This is a genomic window from Cupriavidus sp. SS-3, from assembly GCF_035818815.1.
Classification (GTDB): Bacteria; Pseudomonadota; Gammaproteobacteria; order Burkholderiales; family Burkholderiaceae; genus Cupriavidus; species Cupriavidus taiwanensis_C.
Window position 1 is genome coordinate 86,106 of sequence record NZ_JAYLVT010000007.1, and the last position, 11,552, is coordinate 97,657.

The 11,552-nt window shown below is 66.3% G+C and carries 14 protein-coding genes; 7 read left to right on the forward strand and 7 right to left on the reverse strand.

Translation table 11 applies throughout. The features are described from left to right. Positions 1 to 122 precede the first annotated feature (122 nt). Positions 123 to 2,360 carry an NADP-dependent isocitrate dehydrogenase gene (locus U9J39_RS13015; RefSeq protein ID WP_326347237.1) on the forward strand — a complete coding sequence of 746 codons (2,238 nt, stop codon included), beginning with the start codon at positions 123 to 125 and terminating at the stop codon, positions 2,358 to 2,360. An 84-nt stretch (positions 2,361 to 2,444) separates the two neighbouring features. Here the strand turns inward: U9J39_RS13015 and U9J39_RS13020 are convergent, their stop codons facing one another. After that, positions 2,445 to 2,672: a hypothetical protein gene (locus U9J39_RS13020; RefSeq protein ID WP_115682818.1), complete on the reverse strand. Its 228-nt coding sequence runs from the start codon at positions 2,670 to 2,672 to the stop codon at positions 2,445 to 2,447. 282 nt (positions 2,673 to 2,954) lie between these two features. On the opposite strand from U9J39_RS13020, the gene U9J39_RS13025 reads away from it, so the two are divergent. The 4 genes from U9J39_RS13025 (at position 2,955) to U9J39_RS13040 (ending at position 4,522) form a co-directional block, all read left to right on the forward strand. Continuing rightward, positions 2,955 to 3,158 carry a cold-shock protein gene (locus U9J39_RS13025; RefSeq protein ID WP_020202065.1) on the forward strand — a complete coding sequence of 68 codons (204 nt, stop codon included), beginning with the start codon at positions 2,955 to 2,957 and terminating at the stop codon, positions 3,156 to 3,158. A gap of 178 nt (positions 3,159 to 3,336) precedes the next feature. Then, the gene (locus U9J39_RS13030; RefSeq protein WP_115712909.1) at positions 3,337 to 3,636 is read left to right on the forward strand and encodes a hypothetical protein; all 300 of its coding nucleotides are present in this window, start codon (positions 3,337 to 3,339) and stop codon (positions 3,634 to 3,636) included. A gap of 67 nt (positions 3,637 to 3,703) precedes the next feature. Further along, positions 3,704 to 4,030 carry a hypothetical protein gene (locus U9J39_RS13035; protein WP_115714215.1) on the forward strand — a complete coding sequence of 109 codons (327 nt, stop codon included), beginning with the start codon at positions 3,704 to 3,706 and terminating at the stop codon, positions 4,028 to 4,030. 117 nt (positions 4,031 to 4,147) lie between these two features. Then, a complete protein-coding gene (locus U9J39_RS13040; protein WP_115712911.1) occupies positions 4,148 to 4,522 on the forward strand; it encodes a hypothetical protein in 375 nt (124 codons plus the stop codon). A gap of 54 nt (positions 4,523 to 4,576) precedes the next feature. Here the strand turns inward: U9J39_RS13040 and U9J39_RS13045 are convergent, their stop codons facing one another. The 4 genes from U9J39_RS13045 to U9J39_RS13060 form a co-directional block, all read right to left on the reverse strand. Next, a complete protein-coding gene (locus U9J39_RS13045) occupies positions 4,577 to 4,831 on the reverse strand; it encodes a hypothetical protein (RefSeq protein WP_018008446.1) in 255 nt (84 codons plus the stop codon). Between the two features lie 82 nt (positions 4,832 to 4,913). Further along, positions 4,914 to 5,135: a translation initiation factor IF-1 gene (gene infA, locus U9J39_RS13050; protein WP_115682815.1), complete on the reverse strand. Its 222-nt coding sequence runs from the start codon at positions 5,133 to 5,135 to the stop codon at positions 4,914 to 4,916. Between the two features lie 108 nt (positions 5,136 to 5,243). Next, positions 5,244 to 5,477, reverse strand: coding sequence for an isochorismatase (locus U9J39_RS13055; RefSeq protein ID WP_115712913.1), 234 nt, complete (start codon positions 5,475 to 5,477; stop codon positions 5,244 to 5,246). Positions 5,478 to 5,933: 456 nt separating this feature from the next. After that, the gene (locus U9J39_RS13060) at positions 5,934 to 6,842 is read right to left on the reverse strand and encodes a LysR family transcriptional regulator (RefSeq protein ID WP_115712914.1); all 909 of its coding nucleotides are present in this window, start codon (positions 6,840 to 6,842) and stop codon (positions 5,934 to 5,936) included. A 148-nt stretch (positions 6,843 to 6,990) separates the two neighbouring features. Between U9J39_RS13060 and U9J39_RS13065 the strand changes: the two genes are divergently transcribed. Both U9J39_RS13065 and ycaC read left to right on the forward strand, forming a co-directional pair. Further along, a complete protein-coding gene (locus tag U9J39_RS13065; protein ID WP_326347238.1) occupies positions 6,991 to 7,668 on the forward strand; it encodes an isochorismatase family protein in 678 nt (225 codons plus the stop codon). 86 nt (positions 7,669 to 7,754) lie between these two features. Continuing rightward, complete coding sequence (ycaC, locus tag U9J39_RS13070; protein WP_115712916.1) at positions 7,755 to 8,381, forward strand: isochorismate family cysteine hydrolase YcaC; 627 nt, start codon at positions 7,755 to 7,757, stop codon at positions 8,379 to 8,381. A gap of 102 nt (positions 8,382 to 8,483) precedes the next feature. Here ycaC and U9J39_RS13075 read toward each other — a convergent pair whose 3' ends face one another. Further along, on the reverse strand, positions 8,484 to 9,839 hold the full coding sequence (locus tag U9J39_RS13075; RefSeq protein ID WP_326347239.1) for an MFS transporter: 1,356 nt from the start codon (positions 9,837 to 9,839) through the stop codon (positions 8,484 to 8,486). A gap of 49 nt (positions 9,840 to 9,888) precedes the next feature. Continuing rightward, complete coding sequence (locus U9J39_RS13080) at positions 9,889 to 11,493, reverse strand: benzoate-CoA ligase family protein (protein WP_116314642.1); 1,605 nt, start codon at positions 11,491 to 11,493, stop codon at positions 9,889 to 9,891. Positions 11,494 to 11,552: the final 59 nt, after the last annotated feature.

An 11,552-nucleotide genomic window follows, 5' to 3' on the forward strand; every position in this document is an offset into this window, starting at 1 on the left:
GGTGGTTTTCAGATTCCTGAAAGCAAACTGAGGCAAAATTCTACTTTTCGCCTAGTTTGTTGCCCTGACCGTGACCCGGCAGGCAGAAGTCCCACCCACCGATAGAGGATCTGAGAGAAGCAATGAGTACCCAGCAACCCACCATCATCTACACGCTGACCGACGAAGCCCCGCTGCTGGCGACCAGTGCGTTCCTCCCGATCATCCAGACCTTCACCAAGCCGGCCGGCATCAACGTGACCACCAGCGATATCTCGGTGGCGGGCCGTATCCTGGGCGAGTTCCCCGAATTCCTGACCGAAGCGCAGCGCGTGCCGGACAACCTGGCCGAGCTGGGCAAGCTGACGCAGCTGCCGGACACCAACATCATCAAGCTGCCCAACATCAGCGCCTCGGTGCACCAGCTGGTCAGCGCCATCCGCGAACTGCAGGGCAAGGGCTACAAGGTGCCCGACTACCCCGAAGACCCGAAGACTGACGAAGAAAAGGCGATCCAGAAGCGCTATTCCAAGTGCCTGGGCTCGGCCGTGAACCCGGTCCTGCGCGAAGGCAACTCCGATCGCCGCGCCCCGGCCGCGGTCAAGAACTACGCGCGCAAGCACCCGCACAGCATGGGCGAGTGGAGCATGGCCTCGCGCACGCACGTGGCCCACATGAAGCACGGCGACTTCTACCACGGCGAGAAGTCGCTGACGCTGGACAAGGCCCGCGACGTCAAGATGGAGCTGATCACCAAGAGCGGCAAGACCATCGTGCTCAAGCCCAAGGTTTCGCTGCAGGACGGCGAGATCATCGACAGCATGTTCATGAGCAAGAAGGCCCTGTGCGCCTTCTATGAAGAGCAGTTCGAAGACGCGCGCAAGACCGGCGTGATGCTGTCGCTGCACGTCAAGGCGACCATGATGAAGGTGTCGCACCCGATCGTGTTCGGCCACGCCGTCAAGATCTTCTACAAGGAAGCCTTCGCCAAGCACGGCGCGCTGTTCGACGAACTGGGCGTCAACGTCAACAACGGCCTGGTCAACCTGTACGAGAAGATCGAGTCGCTGCCCAGCTCCAAGCGCGAAGAAATCATCCGCGACCTGCACGCCTGCCACGAGCATCGCCCGGAACTGGCGATGGTGGACTCGGCCAAGGGCATCTCGAACCTGCACGCGCCGAACGACGTGATCGTCGATGCCTCGATGCCGGCCATGATCCGCATCGGCGGCAAGATGTGGGGCGCGGACGGCCGTCCGAAGGACACCAAGGCGGTGATCCCGGAAAGCACCTTCGCCCGCATCTACCAGGAGATCATCAACTTCTGCAAGACCAACGGCAACTTCGACCCGACCACCATGGGCACCGTGCCCAACGTCGGCCTGATGGCGCAGAAGGCCGAGGAATACGGCTCGCACGACAAGACCTTCGAGATCGCCGAAGACGGCGTTGCCAACATCGTCGACCTGGCCACCGGTGAAGTGCTGCTGACGCAGAACGTCGAGCAGGGCGATATCTGGCGCATGTGCCAGGTCAAGGACGCGCCGATCCGCGACTGGGTCAAGCTGGCCGTCACGCGCGCACGCAACTCGGGCATGCCGGCGGTGTTCTGGCTGGACCCGTACCGTCCGCACGAGGCCGAGCTGATCAAGAAGGTGGAAACGTACCTGAAGGACCACGACACCAGCGGCCTGGACATCCAGATCATGTCGCAGGTGCGCGCCATGCGTTATACGCTGGAACGCGTGATCCGAGGCCTGGACACCATCTCGGTGACCGGCAACATCCTGCGCGACTACCTGACCGACCTGTTCCCGATCATGGAACTGGGCACCAGCGCCAAGATGCTGTCGATCGTGCCGCTGATGGCCGGCGGCGGCATGTATGAAACCGGTGCAGGCGGTTCGGCGCCCAAGCACGTCAAGCAGCTGGTCGAAGAAAACCACCTGCGCTGGGATTCGCTGGGCGAGTTCCTGGCGCTGGCGGTGTCGCTGGAAGATGTCGGCATCAAGACCGGCAACGCCCGTGCCAAGATCCTGGCCAAGACGCTGGATGCCGCCACCGGCAAGCTGCTCGACAACAACAAGAGCCCGTCGCCCAAGACCGGCGAGCTGGACAACCGCGGCAGCCAGTTCTACCTGGCGATGTACTGGGCCCAGGAACTGGCCGCGCAGTCGGACGACGCGGAGCTGGCCGCCAGGTTCGCACCGCTGGCCAGGACGCTGACCGACAACGAGCAGAAGATCGTCGGCGAACTCGCAGCGGTGCAGGGCCAGCCGGTCGACATCGGCGGCTACTACCAGCCGGACGCCGCCAAGCTCAGCGCCGCGATGCGCCCGAGCCAGACGCTGAACGCCGCGCTGGCTGCGGTGGCTGCCTGAGCGCGGTCGGCCCGCGTTGCGGGCCGCGCGTGAGCAAAACCCCGGACCCTGGTCCGGGGTTTTTTCTTTGCATCGCCGCTCCGCTTACGGCTGCGGCGTTTCGGCGGGCAGGTCCCACCCTTGTTCCGGGCCGCTTTTCTGGTCGCGGTAGGTCCATGCGGCACCGCAATCCTGGCAGACGAAGCTGCTGATGGTGACGGCCGCCGAGCGCGGAGGCTTGATGCGTCGGGTGTCGGTGATGCGCAGCGCGGCGTGCCCGGGGGCGCCGCGCACATGGCGTTCGATGGCCTGGCAGGCAGTGCAGAGTGTCATCCGTAGCGTTCCGTTCGATGGGCCACTGTAGCATGCATGCCGCGTGCAGGACGGGAAGACCTTCACCCCGCACTTTGCGTGCCGATTCACCATCGATCCGGCGAAGTTGATTGACACGGCAAGGGCTGGCGTGTACAAGGGTCGGTGCAGGATCTTTCAAGCAGCAACCTAGAAGTCCAGGTGCTTGCCCACACGGCGCCACTTTTTCTCCTTGTGTCTTCCTTGATCGTCATGCCTTGCCGGCGCTTTTGCCGGTGAGAAAAACTTATTGAGGAATCCAGCATGGAAACCGGTACCGTCAAGTGGTTCAACGATTCGAAGGGTTTTGGCTTCATTACGCCTGATGCAGGCGGCAACGACCTGTTCGCGCACTTCTCCGAAATTCAGGGCAGCGGCTTCAAGTCGCTGCAAGAAGGCCAGAAGGTGCGTTATGTCGCCGGCGTCGGCCAGAAGGGCCCGGCCGCGACCAAGATCGAGCCGATCTGAGCGCGTCGAACCGATTTGAGCTGAGCGCCCCGGCGCCAGTTTGATAAGAAAAGCTCCGCTGCGGCGGAGCTTTTTCATTTTGCCCGGCATGATGCCGGCCGATGGCGAAATAAAGCCACTGCGCGGCCCGCAACAGGCGTAGAGTGGGGGCAACACCATCATTGCGCGGGAGGCTGCCATGGATATCTATCCAGCTGCGACATACAAGGGGTACGACCTCTATCCCCTGGTCTACAAGCACACCATCACGCGCGTGTGGCCAGAGCCGCGGCCCGACCGCTCGTTCGATGCGGCGGTGGTGATCTGCCTCGAGGGCGAGTCGCCGGAAGGCGCGCAGGCGCGCACGTTCCGCCTGGATGCCACGCCGTGGGACAACGTCGGCGGCGCCCGCCGTGGTGCGCTGCGCTATGCCGAAGCGATCATCAACGGCGCGGTGCCCGGGGTATCGGTGACCTCGTCCGGATTGCCGGCGTCCTGAGCGAAGGCCGGCGCCGTTCCCGCATTTCTCTTCCCATCAACGCGGCGCCATGCCGCATGGAGCCGTCGTGAGCGACAGCAGTCCCAGCCGTAGTCCCGGCAACAATGTTCCCGGCACCACACCCTTTGCCAGCTACAAGGGTTTTGACCTGTACCCGCTGGTCTACCGCAACCGGCCCGGGCAGGCCTGGCCGCGTACGCGGCCCGACAACAGTTTCCAGGCTTCGATCGTGATCTGCCGCGAAGGCTATCGCCCGGGCGAGGACCATGCACGCGTGTTCCCGCTGGGCCAGTCGCGCTGGGAGAACATCGGCTCAGCGCGCCGTGGCGCGCTGCAGTTCGGCGAAGACATCATCAACGGGCTGGTTGCCGGCGAATCCGTGGCGTCGCTGTAGGGCGTCACTGCAGGGCGTCGCTTCAGGGCGCGGGTGTTTGCAGCGTGCCGGCAGATCCGGCCGGTTGCGCAACCGGAGGCGCGCGGCGTCATCCGTCAGACTGCAAGGAGTCCGTTCATGGACATACGTACGGGATCATCCGGTTTTCTGTGCACGTTGCCCGGCGAGGGCAAAGGCACCACCTATCACGTGGCCATCTGCTTTATCGATGCCGAGCGTCCCACCGGCGTGCTGTTCACCAGCTTCGTGGGCGTAGGGCGGCGTTCGTTCGGCGTGCTGACCGACCCGGCTGCCTTGCGCGGCCAGCTTGCCACCAGTGGCGAGGCGTTGTGCCGCCTGGCCATCGGCCAGGTGGTGCGCGACCAGCTGCACGACAAGGCGCGCGAGGGCGACTATGTGCTGGACCTGTCCGCCGCCCCGTGGGACGGCGAGTTGCGCACGGTCGGCGCCGGGCTCAGGACGGCCCGGCCGCATGTGCGCGTGCTTGGCTGACGAGTCAGTGCGCCAGCGGCAACGGTAGGCGGCTGCGCGGAACGCCGCCTGGCGTCAGATCCGGAACACGGGGTCGCCGTGGCGCTCCAGCAGCGCTTCGATTAGCGCCATGTCCGTGATCTCCGGCGTACGGTCCTCCACCGCGCGCGACGGACCGCAATAGGTGGCCGTCACATGGCGCCTGACGGTCAGCACGCCCGCCGCGGGCGGTGCGATTTCCACGGCTTGCCAGGGCGCGTGCCGGTAGCTGCCCGGCTGCCAGCCTTCCGGCGTCAGGTGCAGGGCTTCCCATTCTTCGATGACGGACATGTCGATTCTCCTTGATTGAGGGATAGAGCATTGCGGGACGGCACGCGCCGGCGCGGCGCATGCCATGGCGAAGGGGTGCCGGCTAGGACTTGTGCCGGTAGTTGATGCGGCCCTTGGTCAGGTCATAGGGCGACATCTCCAGCGTGACACGGTCGCCCGCCAGCACGCGGATGCGGTTCTTCTTCAGCCGCCCGGACGAATACGCCCAGACTTCGAAGCCGTTTTCCAGGGTCACGCGAAAGCGGTTGTCGGGCAGCACTTCCGACACCTTGCCGCCAAATTCGACCAGTTCTTCTTTTGCCAAGGGAGCTCCTTGATGTAGCCGCGCGGCTTGCGCGCGCGCCGTGGTGGCGGCCAGCCGGATAGCGGCAAGCCGATGGGAGGGGACTGACGAAGCAGCTTGCGGCGCGGCCTACTGCTGGCGCAGGCGCGCCGCGGCATGTTCGCCCGCGCGGCGCGCTGCCTGCCGGGCGCGGGCTTCGGAGCGGTGGGTGTCATGGCGCATGGCCACGTTGGCCACGATGCGTTCGGCGCCGTTGCGGTATTCCGCAATCATGTAGGTCGCGAACCAGAGGCCGGGTTCCTGCTCGATCGGATAGACGGAAACGGTATAAGGGCTGTGCTGGATGGATTTGACTCGATTCAATGTGTTACCTGTTCTTGGGCGCGGCCGTCGGCAGCGTGGGCATCGGCATGCCGATGCGGCGCGTGGCGCGGTGGCGGCCGTCAGCCGTTGCGATGTGCCAGCATCGGGCCCGCGCGCAAGCACGGGCGTTGCATCTGGCGTGAAGTGGACCATGCCTGCGCAAGCCGAGGCGCCGGCGTACCGGGGGAGGGTACGGGCGATCGTCGCGGAGCGGACCAGCCGCTGGTCGGAAAAGGGTGATGGGCTGTGGGCCCGAGGACGCAGAGGGTGTCGACCCGGGTTTGCGCCTGATATGCCGCTACTGAAGTGCTTACAAGCAGAGAGTGTCTGCGGCAGATGCACAGAAGGCGGGCGTTGCCGATCCGGTCTGTACATGGGAACGTGGATGATACCACTTCCGGGCCACGGCCGCCCGCGTGATGGCCACTGCCCCTGGCGCGGGGCGCGCCGCCGCTCTCAGGATTCGTTGATCTGCGCGAAGCGCTGCGACAGGAAATCGATCAGCTCGCGCACCGACGGCAGCAGCCCGCGCCGCGACGGAAACACGGCGTGGATCACGCCGCCCTTGACCGACCATTCCGGCAGCACCTTGACCAGGCGGCCATCGCGCAACTCGTCGGTCATCATCATCACCGGCAGCTGCACGACGCCGGCGCCGGCCATCGCCGCGGTGCGCAGCATGATCATGTCGTCGGTGACCAGCCGGGGCTTGTGGTGCAGGTCGGCGCTGGCGCCGCCGGGCCCGTGCAGCGACCAGGTGTGCGACGGGCGCGGCGGCCCCAGGTCCAGCGTGGGAAGGGCGTTCAGGTCCGCCGGGGCCAGCAGCGGTCCGTGCCTGGCCAGCAGCGCCGGGCTGGCGACAAAGCACCAGGCGCGCTGCGCCAGCACCCGCATCACCAGGTCGCTGTCTTCCAGCGGCGGCACGCGCACGCGCACGGCCAGGTCGATGCCCTCGGCGACCACGTCGACGCGCCGGTTGGTGGCCTCCAGGTGCACGATGACCTTGGGATTGGCCGCCATGAAGTCGGCCACCATCTCGCCCACGTGCGCATGCAGCAGGGCCACCGGGCAGGTCATGCGCACCAGCCCGCTGGGCTCGGCGCGGCTTTGCTCGATCGCGCTCTCGGCGGCCTCGGCCTCGACCAGCATGGCCTTGCAGTGGGCGTAATAGGTCTGTCCCAGCTCGGTCACCGAGAAGCGCCGCGTCGAGCGCTGGATCAGGCGCACCCCCAGGCGCTCTTCCAGCAGGGCCACGCGCCGGCTGAGCTTGGACTTGGGGATGCCCAGCACGCGGCCGGCCGGGGCAAAGCCCTGGTGGTCGACCACCTGCGCGAAGTAGTACAGGTCATTGAGGTCCGGGTGCAAACGCCGCTCCTGTCGTCCTGCCAGTAGGACGCTGAGGGCAGATTTTCCGGTCTACCGGGCACATTTGCCAAGTCCTATGCTTCCGCAACACGGTCGGTTCCGGATGGTCCGGTCCGCCGGTTTTGCCAACTGCATAGGAGAATGCCCAATGACCACACCCGCCAATTTCAACGGCAAGCGTCCGGCCATCAATCCCGCCGATACGGCAATGCTGCTGATCGACCACCAGAGTGGCCTGTTCCAGACCGTGGGCGACATGCCGATGCCCGAGCTGCGCCTGCGCGCCGCCGCGCTGGCCAGGATGGCGACGCTATGCAAGCTGCCGGTGATCACCACCGCGTCGGTGCCGCAAGGCCCCAACGGCCCGCTGATCCCCGAGATCCATGAAAACGCCCCGCATGCCAAATACGTCGCGCGCAAGGGCGAGATCAACGCCTGGGACAACCCCGACTTCGTCGCCGCCGTGCGTGAAACCGGCAAGAAGACCCTGATCATCGCCGGCACCATCACCAGCGTGTGCATGGCGTTCCCGTCGATCAGCGCGGTCGCTGATGGCTACAAGGTCTTTGCGGTGGTCGACGCCTCCGGCACCTATTCCAAGATGGCACAGGAAATCACGCTGGCGCGCATCGTCCAGGCCGGCGTGGTGCCGATGGACACCGCCGCGGTGGCGTCGGAGCTGCAGCAAACGTGGAACCGCCCGGACGCCCAGCAATGGGCCGAGGTCTACACCAGGATCTTCCCGGCCTACCAGCTGCTGATCGAAAGCTACATGAAGGCGCAGGAAGTCGAGAAGAAGCACGAGGTACTGGACTCCCAGCGTTAACGTCCTAACCTGTAGGCACTGCCTCTCAACGCGGGCGCTGCAAGGGATCCTTTGCAGCGCCCGCAATTTCTCCACAGGAGCGTGCCATGAGTAAGCCCTACAAGCGCCTGGACAAGACCCAGGCCGCCGTGCTGATGGTCGACCACCAGGCCGGCCTGCTGTCGCTGGTGCGGGACATCGAGCCCGACAAGTTCAAGAACAACGTGCTGGCGCTGGCCGACCTGGCCAAGTATTTCAAGCTGCCGACCGTGCTGACCACCAGCTTCGAGGATGGCCCCAACGGACCACTGGTGCCCGAACTCAAGGCCATGTTCCCGGATGCGCCGTTCATTCCACGCCCGGGCCAGATCAATGCCTGGGACAACGAAGACTTCGTCGCGGCCGTGCGCGCCACCGGCAAGAAGCAACTGCTGATTGCCGGCGTGGTCACGGAAGTATGCGTGGCATTCCCGGCGCTGTCGGCGATCGAAGAGGGCTTTGAAGTGTTCGTCGTGACCGATGCCTCGGGCACCTTCAACGAAATCACGCGCGATTCGGCCTGGCACCGGATGGCGGAAGCCGGCGCGCAGCTGATGACGTGGTTCGGCGTGGCGTGCGAGCTGCACCGCGACTGGCGCAACGACATCGAAGGCCTGGGCACGCTGTTCTCGAACCATATCCCGGACTACCGCAACCTGATCACGGCCTATACGACTGTGAAGGGCGGGAAGTAGGAATACCCTTTGCGAAGCTGCCGGTTTGCTCCCTTCTCCCGCTTGCGGGAGAGGGAGCAAACAATGGGCATGCGTGAGGACTCAAGTCACAAGCAATTTCCCTCAGGCCTCCCGCACCGCCGCCCGCACCGGCGCAGCGACTTCCGCCTGCGCCGAGGCCGACTTGCGGTGATTGATCATCGACACCGCACCCGCCGCGATCACCGCCGGGATTGCCATCGCCATGAAGTTCTGCTGCAGCGGCAGCGACATCCCCACCAGCACGCCGATCACGATCGGGGCCAGGATGGCGCCGCTGCGGCCCACGCCGGAGGCCCAGCCGATGCCGGTGCCGCGCACCGCCATCGGGTAGAACTGGCCCGCGTAGGCGTAGGTGACGATCTGCGTGCCGATGGTGGACGCGCCCGCCAGGCCCACCACCACGAACAGCGCGGCGCTCGGCATCGGATAGCCCAGCAGCGTGATCGACACCGCCGCCAGCGCATACATGCCGACCAGCACGTGCTTGATCGGCAGCCGGTCGGCCAGCCAGCCGCCGCCGATGGCGCCCAGCATCGCGCCGAAGTTCAGCACCAGCACGAAGGTCAGCGCCGAGCCCAGGCTGTAGCCCGCGCCCGCCATCAGCTTGGCCAGCCACGAGCTGAGCGCGTACACCATGAACAGGCACATGAAGAACGCCACCCAGAACATCATCGTGCTGACGCCGCGGCCGTCCTGGAACAGGCGGCGGATCGGCGTGCTGCCGGCCTTGTCGTCCGCAGCCAGCATAAAGACATCGCCGGCCTGCGGGCGATGCGACGGCGCCAGCCGCGATACCACGGCATGCAGGGCATCGGTCTGGCCGGTGCGGATCAGGTAGGGCATTGACTCCGGCAGCGCGCGCAGCACCAGCGGGATCAGCACCACCGGCAGGCCGGCGGCAAGGAACACCGACTGCCAGCCGTAGCTTTCGATCAGGCCCTTGCCCAGCAGCGCTGCCAGCATGCCGCCGACCGAATAGCCGCTGAACATCAGCGTCACCAGCGTGCCGCGCAGCTTGCGCGGCGAGTATTCCGTCATCTGCGCCACCACGTTGGGCATGACCCCGCCGATGCCCAGCCCCGCCAGGAAGCGCGTCACGCTGAAGCTGACGGGGTCGCTGGTCAGGCCCGCCGCCGCGGTGAACACGCTGAACAGCGCGATGCAGATGGCGATGGCGCGCCGGCGTCCGATGCGGTCGGCCACGGTGCCGAGAAAGATCGCGCCGAACATCATGCCGAACAGCGCCGAGCTGACCATGAAGCCCGCGCTGGTGGCGCTCACGCCCATCTCCTTCATGATCGACGGCAGCGCGATGCCGGCGACGGCCAGGTCATAGCCGTCGAAGATGATGATCAGCGCGCACCAGAACAGGATGAGCGCATGGAAGCGGTTGAAGCGGGCCGTGTCGGCCAGCTGGTGGACATCGATCTGACGCATGGTTTGTCTCCGGATATGGTTGGGGTGCGGCGGTGGGCGGCGTTGCCGCTCACGCCACCGCGGCGGCACGCTCTGCGGCGGCCTGCAGTTCTCGTTCGCGCAGCATGAAGCGCTGGATCTTGCCGGTAGCGGTCTTGGGCAGCGCCTCGACGAAGGCGATCGCGCGCGGGTACTTGAAGGCGGCCAGCCGTTCCTTGACGAAGGCCTTCAGTTCGTCCTCGTCCAGCTGCGCGCCGGCCTTCAGCACCACGAAGGCCTTGGTCTTGACCAGACCGTCCTGGTCGGGCACGCCGATTACCGCGGCTTCGAGCACCGCGGGGTGTTGCACCAGCGTGGCCTCGACCTCGAACGGAGACACATAGATGCCGCTGACCTTGAGCATGTCGTCGCTGCGTCCGGCGTAGCTGTAGCTGCCGTCGGCGTTGCGCACGTACTTGTCGCCGCTCTTGGTCCAGCCGCCGCGGAAGGTCTCGCGCGACTTCTCGCGGTTGGCCCAGTACATCATCGCCGCGCTGGGGCCCTGGATATACAGGTCGCCGATCTCGCCGTCGGGCACCGGGCGGCCGTCCTCGTCGCGCAGCTCGATGGTGTAGCCCGGCACCGGCCAGCCGGTGGTGCCGTAGCGCACCTGGCCGGGACGGTTGGACAGGAAGATATGCAGCATTTCGGTGGAGCCGATGCCGTCGATAATCTCGCAGCCGAAATGCGCGGTGAAACGCTCGCCGAGGTCCGCCGGCAGCGCTTCGCCGGCCGACGAGCACAGCCGCAGCGCGACCTCGGCCCGGGCCGGCAGCGCCGGCGAGGCCAGCAGGCCGGCGTATCCGGTCGGCGCGCCGAAGAATACCGTGGGCTGGTGCTGCAGCCAGCGCCGGAACGTGGCATCGGGCGTGGGCCGCTCGGCCATCAGCACCACCGTGGCGCCGACGCTGAGCGGAAAGCTGAGCCCGTTGCCCAGGCCGTAAGCGAAATACAGCTTGGCCGCGGAGAAGCACACATCCTGCTCGGTCAGGCCGAGCACCGGCCCGGCGTAGAGCGCAGCGGTCCAGTACGGGTTGCCGTGGCTGTGCACCACGCCCTTGGGCTGGCCGGTCGAGCCCGACGAATAGAGCCAGAAGCCGGGATCGTCACAACCGGTGGCGGCGGGCGCCGGCAGCGGCGCCTGCGCGGCCAGCGCAGTTTCCAGCGTCGCCATGCCATCGGGCAATGCTGCTTGCGCACGCGATACCAGCACCTGCCGCACCTCATGCCCCGGTCGTGCCAGCGCGTCCCGCAACACCGGCACCAGCGCGGCCGACACCATCACTGCCTGCGCGCGGCTGTGCTGCAGCATGTAGGCGTAGTCGTCGGCGGTCAGCAAGGTGTTGACGGCAACGGGGACGATGCCGGCGTACATCGCGCCGAGAAAGCACACCGGCCAGTCGGTGCAGTCGTGCATCAGCAGCAGCACGCGCTCTTCGCGGCGGATGCCGGCGCCGAGCAGCGCCGCGGCCAGGCGCCGCACGCGCTGGTCGAGTTCGCCATAGGTGAGCTGACCGTCGTCGTCGACATAGGCCACCTTGCCGGCGCGCGCGGCATTGCCCTCGAGCAGGTGCGCGGCGAAGTTGAAGGGGGTGCCGGGTGGCCGGACCGGTGGCGCTGCGGGCGTGGCGTTCATGGGTTGTCTCCCCTGTTGCTGGTGTACGGTGTGCCGCGCGCCGCCATGCGGATGTGGCG